The organism is Pseudalkalibacillus sp. JSM 102089 (assembly GCF_041366475.1).
Lineage (GTDB): Bacteria > Bacillota > Bacilli > Bacillales > Guptibacillaceae > Guptibacillus > Guptibacillus hwajinpoensis_B.
Window position 1 is genome coordinate 933,370 of the sequence record NZ_JBEWYW010000001.1, and the last position, 21,825, is coordinate 955,194.

Sequence of the window (21,825 nt, forward strand, 5' to 3'; positions counted from 1 at the left end):
GCATAGATCATTCGTATCCCAAACCGAATGATCGTCGGTCTTTCGCTGACCGATTCCATTGTAAAAGGTTTATTCTGAAATAATCCTAACTATAAATGTATCACTCTTTATTACGACTTTCTACCTAAATATTTTTCCAATTAGTTGGGAGTACTTTGTAAAAATCTCGAGATATATGTAGAATACAATAAGATGCTATAGAGAAAGGACAAACTCCAGTGCACATAAAAACCGAATCAATCCCCTGGATCATTATAGGAAGCTATTTTCTATTCGGCTCAGTTTGGATATTGCTTTCTGATACAATTCTGTATCACTTCTCTTCCGATTTCTTAGCGAATAAGCAAATTGGTCTATATAAAGGCTGGTTTTTTATTTTACTAACTTGTTTGTTTCTTTATTTTCTATTGAAACACCTTCTCTATAAAAATGAAGTAATGGAAAATCAGCTTCTTGAGAGTGAAGAACGATATCGGCGCCTTGTTGAATCTTCTCCGTATGCCATTTGTCTTATGGAAAATGATGAAATCACCTATACCAACCGTACTGGACTGCAAATGGTAGGTGTTGAATCGATTCAAGATCTCTATGTTAATCGTCAATCACTTATCGCTAACTTGGAAGATACTGAGAGATTCAAAAGCCTACTAAATAAAATACAAGCTCAAGAGGAACCGTCTTCTGAAACAATTGAATACCAGTTGTTACGTTCAAATAACGAAGTCATAGATGTAGAATCAACGCTGATTCCTATTATGTTCAATCACAAATCCACCACGATCATCCAAACTCGAGACATTACAGAACGAAAAAAAGCTGTGAAAGAACTATGGGAAGCGAAACAACTCATACAAGCTATCATTAGCGCTTCTCCTATCGCCACTCTTGCCCTCGACATGGAGTCAAATATTCGATTGTGGAATCCAGCTGCCGAAAAAATATTTGGATGGAAAAGCGAAGAAGTGATCGGCAAGAAAAGTCCCATTGTTCCTGTAGAGGAAAAGGATATTACTATTCCTGAAATTATTGAATATGGACATATCGTAAACAAAGAAGTCAAACGGATGCGCAAGGATGGATCCATCGTCTATACAGCTTTGTTTACAGCGCCTATCCAAGATGAAAATGGTCAGATCAATGGGATCATGGCTGCGTTTATGGATATAACAGACAAAAAGAAGACAGAAGATGCTCTGCTAAAAACAGAAAAGCTATCCGCTGTTGGCCAACTTGCCGCTAGCGTAGCTCATGAAATACGGAATCCTTTAACATCAGTCAAAGGATTCATTCAGCTTCTAAGTAGTGATAATGATTTCGCTGATAAGACGCCGTTCCTTTCCATTATGCTATCTGAGATTGATCGGATGGATTCGATCATTAAAGATTTGCTTGTCCTTGCCAAGCCTCAGGCTGAGCATTTTACATTTTTTAATGTAAACACATTGCTCTCATATGTCGTACAGCTTTTAAGTACTCAGGCATCTCTGTACAACATTACTTTTATAACAGACTTCACGGAGCGTCATGAATCTCTATACGGAGAAGAGAATCAGCTGAAGCAAGTTTTTATTAATTTAATCAAAAATGCGATGGAAGCAATGCCTGATGGCGGCGTTTTACGATTAAAGACTGTAGTAAAAGACACTAACATTAACGTGATCATTGTCGACGAAGGTGTTGGTATCCCTGAGCACAAACTAAAAACACTTGGAGAACCTTTCTACACAACAAAAGAAGAAGGCACTGGTCTAGGTTTGCTATCTAGTTTTAAAATTATTGAGAACCATCAAGGGGAAATCGATTTTGATAGTACTGTCGGAATTGGAACCACTGTGACCGTTTGCTTTCCGATTGAACGTGAGACATGATAGGAATGAATACAAAAATAGTCATTTCCGCTCGGATTTTGTCCATTTTTTGTGCTTTTAGCCATTTCTATGCTAAAATATCATTCGTCTCTTATTCTCGAATAAGCTTGACCTGAAGGAGGAAGCAACATTGCAAAAAACAAAAAGAAATGATCCCTGTCCTTGTGGCAGCGGCAAAAAATATAAAAAATGCTGTATGACATCTGAAAGTGCACAGGATCAATTAGAAGAACAGCTTTATACACAAGAACTATATACAATTCAAGCACAGCTTGTAGAGTATGCGATGAGTGAACATGATCAAAAAATGGTCTCTCTAGCAAATGATTTATTTAACCGTTTTGAAATCCCCAAAAATCTTGAGGAAGCTTATATGCACGGTATTTTCCCATGGGCAATCTTCCATCAATCTCTTAACCAGTGGAACAAAACGATTGTTAGAGAATATCTTCAACTTTATGCGCACACCTTCTCTACTGAGAAAGTTAAAGAAACCGTGAACGACTGGCGCGATGCTTACATGTCTATTTATACAGTGGAAGAAGCATCAGGCCACACAGCGGTCGTAAAAGAACTGGGATCAAACCAACCGATCAGTGTCCTTCTACATGAAGAAGTAATCCTTACTAGCGGAGAAAGTTTAGCAGGCATTCTTCTTCCTGTCAAAAATGGTGCCATGCCATTTATTGAACTTCTTAAAATCGCACCAGATGCTATGGAAATGGTGGAAAAGAAACTTTCATCAGAAGAATCAAACTACAATGTTCGTTCTATGATGCAACGTGATTTCCCAGAAGTACTTAGTCAAATTGTGAAACACGGCAACGGTTCAGAAGAATCAAACGAATCGATTGAAATGATTTGGTCTAGAAAAGAAGATGCAGAAGTAGCTTCACTCTTTATGGAACAGGTTAGTGAAGAGTACTCTCAGGAACAAATTCAAGAAATTCTTCGTTTTTGGAAGAAATATGCTGATGATGAAAAGCCTATTGTTAGAAAAGCTTCTATCTTTGCAGCATCTCTTGAATATCTTGCTGCCAAAGTTTATGACACTTCAATTAGCCAGAGTACTCTTGCGAAAAAATATGGAACATCTGCTTCTAGTATTTCTAGTAAATATAAAGCTTTCCACGAACGCTTTATCCCTGCTATGAGCTAAAATTAATGATCTTACATTCAAGCTGGTTTTATCCTAAAACCAGCTTTTTCATTAATTTCGAATGAAATGTAAGATATAATAAGATGGTTACGTAAAGGAACATTGTAGTTTACAGCTCCTTTACGTTCTATAATAACCTATTACTACGAGCAAAAAACCGAGAATCAACAATAGAAACGAACTTGGCTAATAAGAAAAAGGGGGAACTGAAGTGACCGATCAAACATCTACTCAACAAGTAGGAACTTATATACTTGAGCAAGCCTTAGAGATTGCACAAAGTACATACGAACGACAGCGCCAGGACCTTGATGACGCAGATTTTAATAATGAACCGAAACTTTCCATAAAGAACACGACTTATCTTATAAAATTGATTGGTAAAAGTCTTCAAAAAGACAATTTGAACGCATTTGCAGCAATAGAAGAATTTGGAGAAGAATCTGGAGAACTTGTTCAAGACGAAAATGAGATGATCATTTCTCTTATTGTAACTGTACCTCTCATTCGTGAGGCGATATGGGAGGCAATTGAACCTGTCGTTGAAAAATTAAATATGAAACCACGGGATGTTATTCAACTACCAAGTAGAATTGACCCACTACTTGACCAGTTTGTGTATAGCTATGGGAGTTCTTATATCACTAGTAATCAACAGCTTGAAACAAAATATAACTCGACTCTCGAAGAACTTTCTACACCTATCATTCCTATTATTCAAAACCTTGCTATTCTTCCACTCGTTGGTAATATCGATACGTACCGCGCAACGCTAATCATGGAGAAAACGCTTGACCAATCTCGTAAACTTCAACTCGACCATATGATCATTGACTTGTCAGGAGTTGTGACAATGGACACGATGGTCGCAAAGCACTTATTTGACATAACAGAAGCGTTAAGTCTTATGGGCGTTCAAGTGACATTGACAGGGATAAGCCCTTCGATTTCGATTTCAGCGGTACAGTTAGGAATTGATTTACACAAACTAACCATCAAATCTAGTCTTCATAACGCACTTACTGAACTAGCCGTTCTTTCAAGCCCCTCTGAATAGTTCAAAAGGCTGTTCACAAATCTGTCATTCTTATCAAAAACATCCCATAATCCTCATTTCTTTATGAAAGCCTGCTATACTTTAGTCATTCCAGAAAAGCTTTCTCCCAACCCGGAAAGCTTCTCTGGTTCCAACGTATAGTAAATAATGCATCCCTTCCCTCCCCCGGGAAACCTCCTTATTTTAGTAAAGAAGAAGGCGCGTCGAATGACGCGCCTTCTTCTTTTTGTAGCAAAAAGTATTATTGAAATCGGTCATCATTCTACCAATAAAAACTAAAGCTCATGTAAAATATAGGAAGGAGGTGAGAAGTATTTTAACCGTAACCATTCTTCAACAAGAGCTTGAACCGCTCCAAAATCCAGAGCAAGCTAAAAAAATGCAAAAGTATATGCGAAATCAATTTCCCTTTCTCGGCATTAAGACACCAGAACGAAGGAAAGCAGTTATTAATGCGCTTAAAAGGCATGGGAATCCAGATCTTGATACCCTTAAAGAACTACTTGAAAAGCTTTGGGCATTACCAGAACGAGAATATCAGAATGCCGCCCTTGATCTTCTTGACCGAGTCAAACGTTTTCCCAAAGACTATATCGTTCTTATTGAACAACTTATTATCACAAAATCCTGGTGGGATACTGTAGATGGACTTGCTGTTCATAGTGCAGGTATTTATTTTCAACAATATCCTGATCAAATTGCACCGATTACAAACAAATGGGTGAACAGCCCAAACTTATGGCTAAACCGTAGTGCGATTCTTTTTCAACTTTCTTATAAAGATTCCACAGATTTTGGTCGACTCAAAAGATACATCCTACTACACAAAGATTCAAATGAATTTTTCATCCAAAAAGCCATCGGCTGGTCGCTCAGAGAATATTCCAAAACAGATCCAGAAACCGTGAAAACCTTTATAGAACATCAAACCTTACCTCCTCTTAGTAAACGTGAAGCGAGTAAGTACATTCATAAAGTAAAAAAATAACCCATCTGCTAGAGATGGGTTATCATTCCATTATTACTTACCAATAAATTGTTGTGTCCAAATATTACCTTCTTCTACATAACCAACACCAATATGTGTGAAGCTACCATTCATAATGTTCTTGCGGTGTCCTTCGCTGTTCATCCAAGCATTCACGACTTCTTCTGGTGTTTGTTGTCCTTTAGCAATGTTTTCTCCAGCTGATTGATAATCTACGCCAAACTGGTTCATCATATCGAAAGGTGAGCCGTACGTTGGGCTATTATGAGCAAAGTAGTTATTATCTCTCATATCTTCAGACTTTGCTTGTGCTACTTTACTTAGTTCAGTATCTACTTCAAGTGCTGGCAATCCAGCTTTTTCACGCTCTGCATTTGTAAGATTAACAACCTGCTGTTCAAATTCTGATAATCCTGTGTCTTCATTAGTTTCCTTAGCTGGTTCTGCCTGCTCTGTTTCTGGTGCAGGTGCTTCTTCTGGCTGTGCTTCAGAAGGTGTAGCTTCTTGAGCTTCGGCTTGTTTAGCAGGTTCTTCAGAAGGAGCTTCAGCTTTCTCAGTCTGCTCCTCTTGTGCTGGCTGTTCAGTCTTACCTTGCTGTTGGAAAAGCTGATCTAGATTAATAGAATCTTTAATAGAAATATTGTATTGATTTTCAAAACGATCCAGAATAGACTGCAACTCATTTATATTGTTAACCTGGAATGTTTGTGCATTAACTTCTGCTTTGACAGCGTGTTGATCACCTGTATTAGCAGAACTATTAGATGGATTTGCTGCCAGCAGGGCTGCTGCCGCTGTGACACCTAGAATAATTGACTTTTTCAATGTGATTCCTCCCTGATTGGTGAAATTTCTTACACACTGAGAATATCATAAGATTGCTAGTCTAAAAGACCATAATAACTTCCTACGCTAGTAATTCATACCAGGTAATTATTCGTATAAATCAGGTTAACTTTTCATCAAAACCCTTTTATACCAACGGTTTTGAGAAGAACCTCTTGAAATATTTGAAAATGTAAATTTGGTAATAGACCCACATTTTAGGAGGTTATTTACTGTTAACGTTTCATTTCAACTGTTTCAAAAACGTAACAAAAAAAGAAGAGCGATTACGCTCCTCTAGTTTACTTCAATTTGTTGATCTCACTTCTTTAAAAGGAAACCACACCACTTCTGCTTTTCCAACAACTTCTTCCAGCTCAATTTTCCCAAGACCATTTCGGCTATCCATACTTCTTAAACGATTATCCCCCATCACAAAAAGCTGTCCTTCGGGTACTTCAACAGGACCAAAATCTTCTGTTAATCTCATACCCATTGTTTCTGCATCAGCACGATTTCCGTCTAAGTAAGGTTCTTTAAGCTGTTTGTCGTTTACATAAAGGTTATCCTGATTCATTTCGATAATGTCTCCAGGTAATCCAATCACTCGTTTCACATAATGCTTCTCTGCATCCTCATCCTTAATAATAATAATGTCTCCTCTTGCTGGCTCTTCCTGCACATAGGAGATGAATTTATTAACGAGCAGACGATCTCCATCATGTAGCGTTGGATCCATTGAAGCTCCTTCTACAATGTATGGAGCGATGATAAACATTTTAATCACAAATGCCAGGATAATAGCAAAAAGGAGAGGTGCGCCCCAATCTTTTAGCCAATTTGCTTCTATTTCTGTTTTCATTTCACCCTCCAGCGTTCAATCAAGATTCTATATTAAGTCTAGCATAATTTTCCTATAAAGTTCCATATTAATACCACTGTCTTTCAGCCTATTTTGAGCAAAAAATTTTATCTTCCCTTCTTTTTGTGGAACACTTAATCAAGTTACATCTATAAAGGAGGATTCTTATGAAAAATATAAAGGCTTTCGTATTTGATGCATATGGTACGTTATTTGATGTTTTTTCAGTATCTAAAAAGTGTGAGGAATTGTTTCCTAGTAAAGGAGATCAAATCAGTCAAAGTTGGAGAAAAAAACAACTTGAATATAGCTATCTCAGACAAATGATGGGAAACTACCGACCTTTTTCTGAGGTTACTCGGGATGCACTTCGTTACGCTGTAGAAGAAGCAAAAACAGAGTTAAGTCATGAGAATGAAGAAATTCTTCTCGAAGCTTATCAGCAACTAGATGTGTATGAAGAGGTTCCAAAGGTACTTAAAGAATTAAAAGCACAAGGTATGACGCTTGCTATTTTTTCAAATGGTTCACACGATATGCTCGATCCGCTTGTAAAACAGTCTCCTTTATCTGAACACCTGGATTACATTATAAGCGCAGATGACATTAAACAATTCAAACCATCACCTGCTGCTTACACTCATGCACTTGATTTCCTTGAGCTTAAGCGAGAAGAAGTTCTTTTCATGTCCTCAAATGGATGGGATATATCTGGCGCCAAGAACTTCGGTTTTCATACAGCCTGGATCAATCGTAATGAAAACCCTGTTGAAAAGCTAAACCTTCACCCAGATAGTATCTACCATGAGTTAAGTGGTATAACGAGTTGGTCTTAATTCTTCACTCATAATCAAATGGATATCTCTCCGTTTCGCCCGCTTGCGTCAAACTAAGAGTATTAAATATACTTATGAAAACCTGAACGTAAGTTCGGGTTTTCGTATTGACGTTTTTTCCCCATGCTTAAATCAGAAACGATAAGATCGTTCTTTTACACGAACGATACTTTAGACCCACAGCCAAATCACCCATTTACCAAAATAGGCCCATTGACCAGCACTACGCTTAGCCGTATAATCTACACATCAAAGCGTTCATTTACTAAAATTTGAGAGAAAGAAGCCAGGTACTCGAACTATGATACAGGTAAATCATTCGATTCAGAAAGAAATCATTCGCTATCAGGAACAGCTACGTTTATTTCGTATTACACTAAAAAAGCTGCCAGCTAGTACGCCGGCAGAGCATGCAACTCGAGACTTGTGTAAAGAAATAGCCTTTAAACTCGCTTCAACCGAAGATCTTGTTAGGAGCATTTTTAAGTCAAGAAAATTACCCTATCGTGAGCTTTCAAAGCAATTCTTTTATAGCGTTAGCATCCTTAAACGTAATAGCAAATACATCATAGCTCTCTTTCTGTTGAGGCATGGCAATTATCAATTGCTTAATGAACACCTTACCTGCATGCTATAGAATAGCTCTCAAAGCTTGATGCAGGTGAGCATAAGTATTCACATTATTAAAATCAATTCCAAGCTGCACAGCGGTTTGCGCAATTTCTGGCCTAATGCCCGTTAGAATCGATTCAATCCCTGAGAGTTCAAGCATTTTGATAAGCTGGAAGATTTCATTTGCTACCATCGTATCCATAATTGGCACGCCTGATAAATCAATCACAAGGTATGATAGCTGGAGCTCCGAGCTACGCTCAATTCCTTTTCTTTGAATAAGTGAAGCACGGTATGTGTCAATCGTTCCAATAAGAGGTAGAACGCCAATTTCTTTTGATATTGGAATGATTGGCACGCTTAATTCGGTAATTTTCGTTTGCTGAGCTGCAATCTGTTCTTCATTTAATTGATTTGTATAGACAGTTACCTTATGAAGAAGCAAATCAAACGATTTGTTCATGTAACTGCCCCACTCCGCTAATCGACTTGCTTCAATTAACTGATCTTCTTGTGAACTAAACTCTACCATTACATCCCAAAGAATTTGCCTGAGATAGGTTAGACTTGCCACTGACTGCTGAAGTGAGAAGGTATGATTCGAAAATATTCGCACCATTCTTTCAGCCCATTCTTGAACATCTCTGTTATTCGATTCAAGAAATATCATTTGTTTAACAAAATCAGAACAAAATGATTGCACTTCCTTTTTTAATTCTGGAACTTTAAGAACCGCCGTATCGGTTGCTTCTCTCTCATCAACCAACAGTTGAAGTCGTTTTGTCCATTTGTCTCCAATCTCTTCTAGACGCTCATGAAAATATTCGACATACATTACTTCCACTTTTTCCATTGTTATGTCTCTCCTATTTCATCATTAATAGTTCATTGTTTCCCGAAAATACCATTTTGTACACATCTGGCAAATCATTTAGAAAAACCGTGCTTTTTGTATGTTTATTCACTTAATCAAAGCACAAAAAGACGGAGGCCTCATCGGCCTCCGTTTTTTATTCTCTATTTGCTTTTGGGTTTCCTTCTAAACTTCATGAAGAATTCGTACACAACAGGCACAATAATTAGCGTAAGAAGAGTTGAACTTGTTAAACCACCGATAACAGTTACACCAAGTCCTTTGGAGATGAGCGCTCCGCCTTCTAAACCGAATGCAAGTGGTGCTAATGCGCCAATTGTCGCAAGTGCAGTCATTAGAATTGGTCGAAGTCGCGTACCACCAGCTTCAAGTAGCGCTTCCCTTGTTGTATATCCTTCTTTTTCCTTATGAATCACTCGGTCAATCAGTACAATCGCATTTGTCACAACAATACCGATTAACATGAGCATTCCAATCAGTGAAGAAATACTAATTGTTTCTCCAGCAATCAACAGTCCGACAAGTCCACCGATCACGGTAAACGGAAGTGAGAACAAGATCGCAAGTGGTGCAAGACCACCTCCGAAGGTAATAACAAGCACAAGATACACAATCGCAATAGCAGCAAGCATTGCTAAACCAAGCTGAGTAAAGGACTCATTGATATCCTGAGTTACCCCACCAAGACTTACTTCTGATGAGTCCGGTAAGTCCATGTTATCAATCGCTTCTTGCACATCTGCAGAAACTTGTCCAACATTGTCATCAAGTACTTCCGCTGTCACGTTAGCATACACTTTGCCATCGCGACGAGTGATTGTGTTAGAAGACTCCCCTTCTTCAATCGTCGAAATTTCACTTAGGGGTACGTCCACTCCAAGTGGTGACGTAATTGTTGTACCTTCTAAATCTTCTTGATCTTTATATGTCTTCTCATTCACTTCAAGAACGACATTTATTTCTTCTCCATCTTTTTGAATGGTTGTAAGAACTGGTGCTTCCCCTGTGTTTCGAAGCTCCATTCCTATTTGACCAGCTGATAGCCCTAGCTCACTTAGTTTTTCTTGATTTGCTACAATCGTAAACTGATCGTAGGATTCAGAAATACTAGAACTAATATTTGTAAGATCCTTTTCTTTCTCTAGAATGGCCGTTACATCTTCAACAACTGGACCAAGGTCATCCATTGTTTCTCCATTCACAACTAAAGTGATCTGGTTACTTCCTCCAGAAGCTGAGATGTCCTGATAGCCCCATTCACCTTTTTCACTCATTTGTTTCAAATCTTCGAGCACGTTTTTGCGTTCTTCCTCAAATCCTTCTGCTTCTTCATCATAACTTACGAAGAAGAGAACCTGGTTACTTGCACCTGGATTCATTGGGTTTTCTCCACCAACTGAGAACTGAATTGTATCAACATCTTCCTTATCAAGGAAATAATCTTCCGCTTTAAGAGCGAGATCATTGATATTTTCAGTCGTTTCACCTGGCTCTGGATTATAGGTCGCTACAATCATTTTCTCTTGATCGGAAGGTAAAAAGCTTACGCCAACGATCGGTGCAAGGAAAAGACTTCCTACTAATACAAGTACACTTGCTCCAAAGGTAATCAGCTTATGATTGAGTACCCAATTCAGCATCTTCTTATAACCATTCGCAAGACGACTAGTTCCTTCTTCTTTATGCGAAGGTTTTCCAGATTTTTTCACAAGCCCTTTTTTAAAGAGAGAGTGAGCCATCGATGGCACAATGGTAATCGCAACAAGCAATGATGCAAGTAGTGCGAAAACAATCGTTAGTGCAAATGGTAAGAATAGTTCACCTACTGGTCCCTGCACTAGGCCAAGTGGAAGGAATACGGCAATCGTTACAATGGTAGAAGACATAATTGGAAGGAACATTTCCTTCGTAGCTTCTGTAATGAGTTCTTTCCCTCGTAGCTCCTCGCCTTCAATGGCCATACGTCGATATATATTCTCTATGACAACAATGGAATCATCGACAACACGACCAATCGCAACCGTCATCGCACCAAGCGTCATAATGTTCAGTGTAATATCTAATTGATTTAAAACTAACAATGCGATTAATAAACTCAGCGGTATTGAAATAACTGAGATTAAAGTTGAGCGAATGTTACGTAAGAACAATAGGATAATTAGTACTGCGAAAATCGCTCCAATAATGGCTTTATTCAACATTGTACTAACAGATTCTTCGATAGGTTCTCCTTGGTCGAATATCGTCACAATACTAATGTCGCTATTCGAATCTTCAAGTGATGCAATTTTATCTTTTACACCATTTACAACATCAACAGTGTTAGCATCTGCGCTCTTTGTAACTTGGATACCAATCGATTCTTGACCATTCGTACGTGAAATGGATTCCGCTTCACCAACTAATTCAATGTCTGCAATGTCCTGAAGCTGAACGGTTGGAACTTTCGGTTGTGCTTGAGCTTCGCTAGCTCCTTCAGCAGAAGCGGACGGGGCTTGTGCACCATCAGTTGATGAAGGTGCTTGAGTAGCTGAGCCTGCTTGAGCTCCCTGACCCTGCTGTGATGGAATGACTGGAATTTCAAGTTCTTTTAAATCTTCTAATGACGATACATTACCGTCTACAACAACTGCTTTTTGATTATCGTCAAAGTTATATAGTCCAAGAGGAATGTTAACAGCAGAACCTTTAATGAGATTCTTAACAGTCTCTTCGTCTAAACCGTACTCTTCCATTTTCTCATCTTTAAATGAGAAGGATACTTCTTCGACTTCCTGCCCAGCAATCGATACAGAAGAAACACCTTCTACTCCTTCAACAGCTGGAAGTACTTCATCTTCTACACGCTGGGTTAATTCTGTAAGTGAACGATCTTTCTCTGAAACGCTTAGAGACATGACTGGAAAAGCATTAAAACTTAGTCGTGACACGTCTGGGTCTTGCGTTTCTTCAGGTAATGAAAGTGACTGAATGGTTTCCCTTACTTCATCTTCAGCTTCATCCATGTTTTTACTGAAATTATATTCAATTTGTACATTCGAAGCATTTTCAAATGAAGATGAACTAACGACCTTCACTCCTGGAAGACTTTCCACTTTGTTTTCAATTGGTTCTGATACTTTATCAGACACTTCTTCTGGTGTTGCACCAGGATACACTGTCGTCACGGAAACGAGCGGGGTATTAATATTTGGAATGGTCTCCATCTTCATATTAAACCCTGAGTATAATCCGGCAGCGGTTATGATAATCGTTAATAACCAAACTGCAAACTTATTATTTAATGAAAATTGAATCAGCTTTCTCAAGCAGCTTCCACTCCTTTTTTCTAGTTCTACTATGACTGACCGGTCATTACACAATAACTATACTTAATTAAACATTATAATTCAAGTTATTTTGTTTACAAATCCCTGTAAAATATACGTAAAAAATGAGGTTAGGAAAAAAATCTTGAACATGATATAATAGATGTGACCAATTGGTCATCAAAACCCGGTCAGTGAAATTACTGGCGAACAGAGGTGTAAGATGAATGAATGATAAAAAGAAAGTGATCCTTGAAACGGCGATGCAGCTTTTTGCCAAAAAAGGATTCCATTCCACGTCTATACAGGAAATCGCTAATGAAAGTGGAATTTCTAAAGGAGCCGTTTATCTCCATTTCCAATCTAAAGATGATGTGCTTTATTCCATTTTCGCTTATTATTATGAGAAATTAAAAAAGAAAATATCAGAAGCGAAATTAGATTCCTTCACCCCTGAAGAACGGCTAGAGAAGCTTCTATACGTTCAAGCACAAGAAATTTTGCATCATAAAGAGTTTATTATTATGCAATTCCGGGAACAAGCTATTTCGATGAACAAAGAAATTGACGATTTAATTCTTAAGATAAGAATGGAGTCCCTTGAAACGTTAGCGAGTAGCATTCAAGACTTATATGGCGATCGGATTACTCCGATTCTCCCGGACTGTGTTTTGCTCCTAGATGGTATGTACTCCTCCTATATCAAGTTAATTGTCTTACAGAATGCTGACCTGGACCTGGAGTATCTTCCACGCTTTATATTAAGTCGCTTGAATGACATGGTAAGCGGTATGTTAGAAAATAACACTGCCCCCTTCCTCTCATTGGATCATGCCTCTGCAATCTTCCAGAACATGAGTCATTCAGATGGATGCGAGCGAAAATCCCCTTCTCATATATTGAATGAAATGGCTACGTTGATTAATCGAATGAACATTCAAGAAAATCAGCGTAAAGAGTTGCTTGAAACCATTCAATTTTTGAAGAAGGAAGTAAGTGATCCAAACCCGCGTCGCTTTATCTTTAAAGGAATGCTACACCAGTTTGAAGGATTCTCCGAACTTGACTTATATAAGACTGCACTTATTGACGCATTGGAACTTGATCAGTAATCCAAAATTAGTGGAGGTGGAAGATTGTGAAAGAGCCGCTCCTAACAAAAGAAGAGTTAAGACGTATTGTCCGCGAACTTCAATTAAAAGGAATTAATGCCCAGCTTTGCTATCGAAAAGCATAAGTCCTCTCCTCCGAAAACGATCTAATCTTAGATCGTTTTTTTATGTTTCTTTAAGATTTTGGTATACCGAATCTGAAAAAGGAATGATTGTCTGTTAGGGAATTATAAGTGTGCCTGTACTCCCCATCTCCACAAGCATGAAGTGATGTACATATTAATTCTCCTATACGAAACTCTAAGTTTGCTCATATGACTCTTCCCCCTTATTAACGTATCGTCTGATTTACCGGCGGAATAAAAGTAAGGTGCACCTGATTACAGGAGAAAATTTCATTGGAAGATAGCGTATTTGAAGATTTGGTTGAACAATACATGCCACTCATCAAAAGTCAGATTAAAAAGCTTCACCTCACGAACCATTATATTAGATATGAACAGGTAGCCATGATCGCCCTATGGGAATCTGCCGAAAGCTATCAAAATGGGAAAGGAAGTTTTTCATCTTACGCCTACATGAAAGTCCGAGGCAAGCTAATTGATGAATGTCGCCAAGAAACACGATTGTCTAAACAGCTCTCTCTTCACTCAGATTGGAGTGAATATGAAGAAAGGCTACCATTTCATCAACAAACTCTATTACCTGAACTTGACTTAAGTAATCTTACAGAAAATCAGAGTAAATGGGTGGACATGGTCGCTTTGGGTGGGGAATCCCTTAAGACATTAGCAGGTGTTGAAGGAGTGAGCATTGAAGCAGTAAAATCCTGGAGAAAAAGTGCATTATCAAAGTTACGAAAACAGCTTTCATCGTCTTGATAGTTTCATAAAAGCTCCTATCACTTTTATCGTTTATTTTGAGTAAAAAAAGAAAACACTCCTGGGAGTGTTTTCTACTTTTATTAGCGGTTGTATTTCTTTTTGAACTTTTCAACACGACCACCAGCATCGTTAAAGCGCTGCTGACCAGTGTAGAATGGGTGAGATTCAGAACTAATATCAACTTTGATTAGTGGATATTCGCTACCGTCTTCCCACTCAATCGTTTCGTTAGATCCCATAGTAGAACCAGTTAGAAACTTAAAACCAGTACTAACGTCTAAAAATACAACTTGCTGGTATTTTGGATGGATTCCTTCCTTCATTGCTAGACCTCCTTTATCAATCAAATCATCATTTACGTTAAATGAATGTTATAGAAATAAACAGAGGTTTGGGGCCACATAATAATGGGCACCAAAACCCGTCCTTTCTAGTATATAATTTTTGAGCCATTTGTTCAAACATTGTATGAAAGTTTTTTTAAGAAATTAATAAACAATATGTAAGTCATACAACTCAAGTAGTTCAAAAGACCTAATTTTACAGAAAATAATGAATTTTTCAAGAACATTTGAACGATTTTAAGGAAAAAGGATTGACGATTAAGTATCTAATTTGTCATGATTGGGTGTATAAACTGAATCTCGAGGAGGATGTTGAAATGAACGATGCAGTTCGTGAGGAAATCATACTAATTCAACAAATTCGTGATTGTATTCGTGAGTTCCAAAACGATTATCCACCAGTCGTTAAGGAAGCCATTTTTCACTCGATCCAAAGGTTAACTTCTAAGTTGGTTGACGGAGGTCAAACGTTGATACGAAGTTAGTAAATCATCCAACTCCTGACTACACTGTAAAGTTTCTTGATGTGATATCCCTTTAGTTGTGCCAATCTCAATCATTTCCTCTTGCTTACGCTTTATCCAGTGAAGCAATTCTTCTTTTGCGTCCTGTTTAACATATAACAAGGTTCGTCACCCCTCCTATCCATTTAAGTACAAGCTCTATTATCCAAATTATTCTATGTCTTGTGAAGGCTTTCGCCAAAACTAGACAAAATGACTCTATTTCTTTATTAAAACGTTCTTTACACTATTCGAACAAGTTCTTAATATAAGACCATTCATGAATAAAAATAACAGCTTCTATATAGAAGCTGTTACAAACTAACCTTTGTAGTTAATCGTTGTAATTTATCTCTCGTTATTGAAAGATAGTAGTAGTACAATTCTGTTTGGGAGCACTCATATAATTGCTTGTGCTTCACTTTATATATTCCACGATCTAGAAGAAGCACGATTAGCTCTTCTTTTGATCGGAACGATCTTTCTTTTTCCATAACATCCTCCATTGTGCTATTCAACTTCAGAAATGCCATCTTCATAGTAATCAAGCGTTAACTTTCCATCAGAGTGAAGCTGCGCAAGAAAAACATCTTCTACTACAACCTCTTTGTCTAATAGGTAGCTTCTCAACCACTCTTCGCTCTTCCCTACTTCATTAAGCATTTCTTTAATAATTTCCCCATCCATAATCACGGTTTTTGGCTCTTTCTCTTCAGGTAGACTAAGCCAGATTTCAGTTGGCCGTATCATCCGATAATCTCGCTTCAATAAAACGCTGAGCTCACCATCCGCTTCAAATAGTGCAAACTCTACTTCATTTACAGAAAAGACGCTTTTTTTGCGGAGCATTTCTAGCAGTTCATCAATTGTAAAACGCTCTTTCTTTAAGTTACCCTCAAGGATCTTTCCATCTTTTATAAAAATTCGTGCTTTTCCTTCCACGAAATCTCTTACTTTTTTATTTTTCATTGATAAATAGCTGAGTAATACAGATGCGAGCGTCCATATTAAAAGGCTTGTAGTTCCATGAAGGACGCTTACCTCGATGTCCATTGATAAACTACCGGCAATGTCACCAATAATGATGCCAACAATATATTCAAAATAGGAAAGCTTAGATAATTGCTTTTTCCCTAGAAGCTTTGTAATGAAAAATAGTCCGATAAGAATAAACAAAGATCTTATTATAACTTCAAACCAATCCACCATACTCATGTTCCCCTTTGATTACGCTTAAAAACCACTTTTTATTTGCACATTCTACCATTTTGCCCATTTCCTAAACATTTATCCTCTAATAATACTGAAAGAACGATTGATGAATGCTTTCATTAATCTTGTTCATTAACCCTTGCAGTGATCACTTCCATTTTGAAAGAATCACGGAGGTTGTCTATACACAATTCAACGGGTACGGTAAGATGAGAAAAGCAAACGAACTTCTGACGAACCAGAAAGGAAGATACGATGCTCCAACAAGCACGAGAACAACTTAAACATCATTTTGGGTATGATCAATTTCGAGGTGGACAGGAACAGATCATTTCAAGTGTTCTATCTAACTATAATACGCTTGGCATTATGCCTACTGGTGGAGGAAAATCAATTTGTTACCAAATTCCTGCTCTTCTATCAGATGGATTAACGATCGTCATTTCACCGCTAATTTCACTAATGAAAGATCAGGTTGATGCGCTTGCCGGATACGGTATAGAAGCTGCCTATATTAATAGCTCACTTACAGAGACTGAAATTAGAGACCGTATGGCTGAAGCTGAAAGTGGAGAAATAAAATTACTGTACGTAGCTCCAGAACGCTTAGAAGCACCAACTTTTCAGCGGTTGCTTAAGCGGACTAAGATTTCGCTTATTGCCGTAGATGAGGCCCATTGTATTTCCCAATGGGGGCATGATTTCAGACCTAGTTATATGAAGATTAGCCAGATGCTTCATCACTTTGAAGTGCAGCCTCCCGTCGTTGCTTTAACCGCTACGGCAACACCTGAAGTTATTCAGGACATCCAGCGAATCTTAAACATAACCCCAGAGCAAACCTTTATCTCCGGATTTGCCAGGGAAAACTTGCACTTCTCTGTTATTAAAGGAGAGAAGAAAAAATCATTTATCGATAAATACCTTAGCCAAAACGCTTCTGAGTCCGGTATTATCTATACCGCCACTAGAAAGGAAGCAGATCAACTTTACGCTTCCTTACAAAAACAGGGCATTAAAGTAGGCAAGTACCACGCTGGTATGACAGAAAAGCAGCGCAAAACAGCGCAAGAAGAATTTTTGTTCGATAACATTTCAGTGATGGTCGCAACTAATGCTTTTGGGATGGGGATTGATAAATCGAATGTTCGGTTTGTGATTCATCATAATCTTCCAAAGAATATGGAATCCTACTACCAGGAAGCTGGACGAGCTGGGCGTGATGGAGAAGAAAGTGATTGCTTCGTTCTCTTTTCCCCTGGTGATATTCACGTGCAGAAGTTTCTCATTGATCAGAACCAACATGAACCTGAACGTAAATCCGCTGACCTCGCCAAATTAAAAGCGATGGTTGATTATTGTCATACTGAAAAATGCCTCCAAGGAACCATTCTTCATTACTTTGGAGATGAGCGGCCGGGCTATAAATGTGGTAAATGCAGCAATTGTATTGACGACAGAGAAGCGGTTGATATTACCCGTGAAGCGCAAATGATTTTCTCAACGATTAAACGAGTGAATGAGCGATTTGGGAAAACGATCATTGCACAGGTACTGAAAGGATCGAAATCAAAGCGTTTGAACGAACTACGACTCGACAGCGTCTCAACCTTTGGTTTATTAAAACATCTCACACAGCAAGATATTGTGGATATGATTGATTTTCTAACAGCCGAGCAATATATTCTTTTAACTGATAGTAAGTACCCCACCCTCGTTCTACAGGAAAAAACGTTACCTGTGTTAAAAGGACAAGAAAGTATATATAAGAAAGTAGCTCGTAAACCAGTAGCGATTGAAGAGGATGATCAACTCTTTACACAGCTGCGAACGCTACGGAAGCAAATTGCCGATCGAGACAACGTGCCACCTTACGTTGTGTTTGCCGATAGTACATTGCGAGAAATGAGCGCAAAAACACCTTCCACACGTGAAGAAATGCTTGAGATCAAGGGCGTCGGGGATATGAAGTTTGATAAATACGGCGAAGACTTTCTTGAGCTACTCTCATCGGCGAAATCGGCGAAACCAACCTCTTCAGAGGATGCGAGTCATAAAGCTTCATTAAAATTATTTGATGAAGGTAAAGACATTCCAAACATCTCAGCAGCGCGTTCATTAAGTCCAACCACCGTCGAGAGTCATCTACTAAAGGCAATGGAAGAAGGTTTACTTGAAGATACGAGCCGACTCATCGATCAGGAAACAGAACATAAGATTCTTGAGAAAGCGGCAGATGTAGGGTTTGATAAACTAAAGCCAATTAAAGAAGCACTACCCGAATCGTTTACTTACTTTCAAATTAAGGTCGCTTTAACAAAACATCGTCAAACTTCGAATAGTTAACGCAAAAAAGAGGATGAGCTGGGTCATCCTCTTTCTTATTATTCATAACGAAGGGAGTCAATTGGGTCTAACCTTGAGGCTTTGTTCGCTGGCAATAAACCAAATACAATTCCAATCAGCATGGAAAAGACGACGGCACCTAAAACGACCTGCCATGAAATTAACGATGGCCAGTCTGCAAAAAAGGAGACAAGGTAAGCCGTACCAGATCCTAGCAATATACCAATGATTCCTCCAATTAACGTTAAAATAATGGATTCGACGAGGAACTGAAGCAAGATTTGCTGCCTTGTCGCACCTAAAGACTTGCGAATTCCAATCTCACGCGTTCGCTCTGTTACAGAAACGAGCATAATGTTCATCACACCAATACCACCTACAAGAAGCGAAATTCCAGCAATACTCCCGATGATCGTGGTCATAATGGTCGTTACCTGACCAATTCCCTGAGCAATTTCTTCCATATTGATGACTTGATATGAATCTTCTGTATCGTGTAGCTGATTTAATAATAACGTTGCACGGTCTCCAATCGGTTGGATATCATCAGCGTTCTCGACTTGAAGCGTCACCTGACTGTAGTTACTCGTTCCAAGCATATTTCGCATCGCCGTCCAAGGAATGTACGTTTCGACTGAACCGAACGCAAAAAGCCCTGTTGGTTTTTCAAGTACCCCAATCACTTCAACAGGCTGAACACCAATACGAATGATTTCTCCAATTGGTGATTTACCTTCGAATAATTCTTCCTGCATCGCTGCACTTACAACGGCTACTCTTCGACCACCAAGAAAATCCGCACTTGTAAATGAACGACCTTCTTCTACTTTTAGTTGGTTCACATCTAAATAAGCTTCATTGATACCTGTAATCGAAGTTTCGGCTTCCTCTTCTCGAAGTCGAGCCGTGGAAAACTCGGAGGAAGAGGCCACAACATTCGAGACCTTTTCCACTCCCTCTAACTGACGGATATCTTCCTGTGTAAAGGGATTATCTTCCCATTTCCCCTGCTGCATTTCTTCTTCAGAAGGCTGGTAAAATACTTCAATCGTGTTTCCATCACCAGCAATTTGAGACTTTAGCATCGCCTCTCCACCCTGCCCAATAGCGACAACAACAATCACGGCAGCAACACCGATGATAATGCCAAGCATCGTTAAGATGGAACGCATCTTATGCGCTTTGACTGATGTCAAAGCCATTTTGATATTTTCCCAGAGACTCACGTTGTATGCCCCCTGTTCGAAAGAGGATTCTGCCCGAGTAAACCGTCCCGTACGTAGATCACACGGTTTGCATACTCGGCTACTTCTGGCTCATGTGTGACGACAACAATCGTCGTTCCTTCTTGGTTAAGCTGAACGAACAAATCCATAATTGCAACGCTAGTAGTCGTATCAAGGGCTCCTGTAGGCTCATCAGCAAGAATAAGAGAAGGGTCATTCACGAGTGCTCTTGCAATAGCGACACGCTGTTTTTGGCCGCCTGAGAGTTCATTCGGAAGGTGTTCTACCCGATCCTGTAGTCCGACCTTCGTCAAAGCATCTCTAGCGCGCTCTTCTCGTTCTTTTTTTGAAGCCCCAGCATAAACCATGGGAAGCTCCACATTTTTGAGCGCTGTTAGTCTTGGTAATAATTGAAACTGTTGAAACACGAAACCAATGGATTGATTTCGAACTTTCGCTAGCTCCTGATCTTTATGTTTCGACACATCTTCTTCATTTAAGAAATAAGATCCAGTTGTTGGGCGATCAAGGCAACCAATTATATTCATTAAGGTTGATTTACCTGATCCAGAAGGGCCCATAATGGCAACAAATTCACCACTATTAATTTCCAAACTAATTCCTCTAAGAACATTGACCGATTCCTTACCAAGGGTATAGCTTTTTGTAATCTCATCAAGTTGGATCATTGTACGGTCACTTCCATATTGTCTTTAAGCTTATCCGGCGGATCGATAATAACTTGTTCCTCCGTAGAGACCCCTTTCGTAATTTCAATCCGCTTCGTTGTAGAAGAACCTGTTTCAATCTCGCGTTTCACAGCTTTTCCATTCTCCACAATAAAGACAAATGATTCTTCCCCATCTTGCTGAACCGCTTCAAACGGAAGTGTTAATGCTTCATGTGATTCTGTTTCAATTTCAAGAATCATCTGGAATCCTGGCTTTAAATTCAACTCTTCTGGCTTCTTTAATTTAACCGTAACAGGATATTGAACAGCAGAAGCGTTTGATTCAGCTCCCGATGCTTCTGGTAAATAGCCTACATCCATTACTTCCGCTTCCCATTTTTCGTCAGGTAGCACATCTGTTGTAATGGTAACTTTTTGACCTGATTCAATGTTCAACGTATCGTATTCAGAAAGTGTTCCTTCGACGATAAGATTTTCCATGCTTCCAATCCGCAAAAGAGGCTTTTCCACTTGAGTCGACTGCGGTGCGCTTGCATCATTGGCTTCTAGCACAACACCGCTAATGTCACTTGTTACTTCAAGATCGCTTATTTTCTGCTTCAAACGATCTTGCTGCAATAATGCCTGACGTAAATCAAGATTCGCCATCCGCTTATCCATTTTCACTTGATCAAGCTCTGCTTCCATTGTTTCGTCTGCTTCTTCTTCTCCAACATCATCAGCTAAGTCGCTTTTTTTCTCGTTTAAACGCTTTTCTTGTTTATCAAGTGAATTGATTCGTAGATAAAGCGACTCGATGTTAATATCGTTCTGCTCTTTCTCCATTTCTAAATCCTGATTCTCGTATGTAAGTACTGAATCTCCCTTTTTCACGGAGTCTCCTTCTTTAACAAGAACCTCCTTCACTTCACCCTTAGCAGGATCCTGATAAAGGGTGCTTTCATCAGCCATCGCTAACGTACCAGGAGTCATAACTGTGGAGTTTATTTCTTCTTTTATAGCTTTTTCAGCTTCAACAGTAGCCGTGCTATCCGCATAAGTCCGATAAATGTTCACACCTACTACAATAACAATGACTATAACAACAGTGATTGCAATCCAAATTTTCTTTTTCATTG

Annotated in this window: 21 protein-coding genes; 10 read left to right on the top strand and 11 right to left on the bottom strand. The window is 38.8% G+C overall.

Features of this window, described 5'->3' with window-relative positions:
- Positions 1-218 precede the first annotated feature (218 nt).
- From ABVF21_RS04675 to ABVF21_RS04690, 4 genes are all read left to right on the top strand, one after another.
- Positions 219-1,868: a PAS domain-containing sensor histidine kinase gene (locus tag ABVF21_RS04675; RefSeq protein WP_303535909.1), complete on the top strand. Its 1,650-nt coding sequence runs from the start codon at positions 219-221 to the stop codon at positions 1,866-1,868.
- Positions 1,869-1,998: 130 nt separating this feature from the next.
- Positions 1,999-3,027 carry an SEC-C metal-binding domain-containing protein gene (locus tag ABVF21_RS04680; protein WP_371017575.1) on the top strand — a complete coding sequence of 343 codons (1,029 nt, stop codon included), beginning with the start codon at positions 1,999-2,001 and terminating at the stop codon, positions 3,025-3,027.
- Positions 3,028-3,238: 211 nt separating this feature from the next.
- Positions 3,239-4,084 (top strand): STAS domain-containing protein, encoded by an 846-nt coding sequence (locus tag ABVF21_RS04685; protein ID WP_303535914.1) that lies wholly within the window; start codon positions 3,239-3,241, stop codon positions 4,082-4,084.
- A 304-nt stretch (positions 4,085-4,388) separates the two neighbouring features.
- Positions 4,389-5,072: a DNA alkylation repair protein gene (locus ABVF21_RS04690; protein WP_303535917.1), complete on the top strand. Its 684-nt coding sequence runs from the start codon at positions 4,389-4,391 to the stop codon at positions 5,070-5,072.
- A 33-nt stretch (positions 5,073-5,105) separates the two neighbouring features.
- Here the strand turns inward: ABVF21_RS04690 and ABVF21_RS04695 are convergent, their stop codons facing one another.
- Both ABVF21_RS04695 and lepB read right to left on the bottom strand, forming a co-directional pair.
- The gene (locus tag ABVF21_RS04695) at positions 5,106-5,897 is read right to left on the bottom strand and encodes a CAP domain-containing protein (protein ID WP_303535919.1); all 792 of its coding nucleotides are present in this window, start codon (positions 5,895-5,897) and stop codon (positions 5,106-5,108) included.
- A 307-nt stretch (positions 5,898-6,204) separates the two neighbouring features.
- Positions 6,205-6,759 carry a signal peptidase I gene (lepB, locus tag ABVF21_RS04700; protein ID WP_303535920.1) on the bottom strand — a complete coding sequence of 185 codons (555 nt, stop codon included), beginning with the start codon at positions 6,757-6,759 and terminating at the stop codon, positions 6,205-6,207.
- A 167-nt stretch (positions 6,760-6,926) separates the two neighbouring features.
- Here lepB and ABVF21_RS04705 point away from each other — a divergent pair, with 167 nt between their 5' ends.
- Together ABVF21_RS04705 and ABVF21_RS04710 are read left to right on the top strand one after the other, a co-directional pair.
- Complete coding sequence (locus tag ABVF21_RS04705) at positions 6,927-7,595, top strand: haloacid dehalogenase type II (RefSeq protein ID WP_371017576.1); 669 nt, start codon at positions 6,927-6,929, stop codon at positions 7,593-7,595.
- 301 nt (positions 7,596-7,896) lie between these two features.
- Complete coding sequence (locus ABVF21_RS04710; protein ID WP_303535922.1) at positions 7,897-8,232, top strand: hypothetical protein; 336 nt, start codon at positions 7,897-7,899, stop codon at positions 8,230-8,232.
- On the opposite strand, the gene ABVF21_RS04715 is transcribed toward ABVF21_RS04710, so the two are convergent.
- Positions 8,227-9,060 (bottom strand): STAS domain-containing protein, encoded by an 834-nt coding sequence (locus tag ABVF21_RS04715; protein WP_303535924.1) that lies wholly within the window; start codon positions 9,058-9,060, stop codon positions 8,227-8,229. The two genes, ABVF21_RS04710 and ABVF21_RS04715, sit on opposite strands and share 6 nt — an antisense overlap.
- A 164-nt stretch (positions 9,061-9,224) precedes the next feature.
- Positions 9,225-12,389, bottom strand: coding sequence for an efflux RND transporter permease subunit (locus ABVF21_RS04720; RefSeq protein WP_303535926.1), 3,165 nt, complete (start codon positions 12,387-12,389; stop codon positions 9,225-9,227).
- A 227-nt stretch (positions 12,390-12,616) separates the two neighbouring features.
- Here ABVF21_RS04720 and ABVF21_RS04725 point away from each other — a divergent pair, with 227 nt between their 5' ends.
- On the top strand, positions 12,617-13,501 hold the full coding sequence (locus ABVF21_RS04725; RefSeq protein WP_303535928.1) for a TetR/AcrR family transcriptional regulator: 885 nt from the start codon (positions 12,617-12,619) through the stop codon (positions 13,499-13,501).
- Between the two features lie 398 nt (positions 13,502-13,899).
- The gene (locus ABVF21_RS04730; RefSeq protein ID WP_303535931.1) at positions 13,900-14,382 is read left to right on the top strand and encodes a sigma-70 family RNA polymerase sigma factor; all 483 of its coding nucleotides are present in this window, start codon (positions 13,900-13,902) and stop codon (positions 14,380-14,382) included.
- Positions 14,383-14,465: 83 nt separating this feature from the next.
- Here the strand turns inward: ABVF21_RS04730 and ABVF21_RS04735 are convergent, their stop codons facing one another.
- Positions 14,466-14,708: a type B 50S ribosomal protein L31 gene (locus ABVF21_RS04735; protein WP_048310190.1), complete on the bottom strand. Its 243-nt coding sequence runs from the start codon at positions 14,706-14,708 to the stop codon at positions 14,466-14,468.
- A 338-nt stretch (positions 14,709-15,046) separates the two neighbouring features.
- Between ABVF21_RS04735 and ABVF21_RS04740 the strand changes: the two genes are divergently transcribed.
- Complete coding sequence (locus tag ABVF21_RS04740) at positions 15,047-15,214, top strand: hypothetical protein (protein WP_194222344.1); 168 nt, start codon at positions 15,047-15,049, stop codon at positions 15,212-15,214.
- Here the strand turns inward: ABVF21_RS04740 and ABVF21_RS04745 are convergent.
- From ABVF21_RS04745 to ABVF21_RS04755, 3 genes are all read right to left on the bottom strand, one after another.
- Entirely contained in the window at positions 15,167-15,289 is a 123-nt protein-coding gene (locus tag ABVF21_RS04745) for an aspartyl-phosphate phosphatase Spo0E family protein (RefSeq protein WP_194222263.1), read from the bottom strand. The genes ABVF21_RS04740 and ABVF21_RS04745 overlap by 48 nt on opposite strands.
- Positions 15,290-15,546: 257 nt before the next feature.
- A complete protein-coding gene (fbpA, locus tag ABVF21_RS04750; protein WP_303535944.1) occupies positions 15,547-15,726 on the bottom strand; it encodes a Fur-regulated basic protein FbpA in 180 nt (59 codons plus the stop codon).
- Positions 15,727-15,742: 16 nt separating this feature from the next.
- Positions 15,743-16,441: a DUF421 domain-containing protein gene (locus ABVF21_RS04755; RefSeq protein WP_303535947.1), complete on the bottom strand. Its 699-nt coding sequence runs from the start codon at positions 16,439-16,441 to the stop codon at positions 15,743-15,745.
- Between the two features lie 258 nt (positions 16,442-16,699).
- Between ABVF21_RS04755 and recQ the strand changes: the two genes are divergently transcribed.
- A complete protein-coding gene (recQ, locus tag ABVF21_RS04760; RefSeq protein ID WP_371017577.1) occupies positions 16,700-18,790 on the top strand; it encodes a DNA helicase RecQ in 2,091 nt (696 codons plus the stop codon).
- Between the two features lie 38 nt (positions 18,791-18,828).
- Here the strand turns inward: recQ and ABVF21_RS04765 are convergent, their stop codons facing one another.
- Genes ABVF21_RS04765 through ABVF21_RS04775 form a run of 3 tightly spaced genes read right to left on the bottom strand, consistent with a single transcriptional unit; the run spans position 18,829 to position 21,823 of the window.
- Positions 18,829-20,016, bottom strand: coding sequence for an ABC transporter permease (locus tag ABVF21_RS04765; RefSeq protein ID WP_303535952.1), 1,188 nt, complete (start codon positions 20,014-20,016; stop codon positions 18,829-18,831).
- Complete coding sequence (locus ABVF21_RS04770) at positions 20,013-20,705, bottom strand: ABC transporter ATP-binding protein (protein WP_371017578.1); 693 nt, start codon at positions 20,703-20,705, stop codon at positions 20,013-20,015. The genes ABVF21_RS04765 and ABVF21_RS04770 overlap by 4 nt, the downstream gene beginning before the upstream one ends.
- Positions 20,702-21,823, bottom strand: a complete 1,122-nt coding sequence (locus ABVF21_RS04775) for an efflux RND transporter periplasmic adaptor subunit (protein WP_303535957.1) — start codon at positions 21,821-21,823, stop codon at positions 20,702-20,704. The genes ABVF21_RS04770 and ABVF21_RS04775 overlap by 4 nt, the downstream gene beginning before the upstream one ends.
- Positions 21,824-21,825 lie beyond the last annotated feature (2 nt).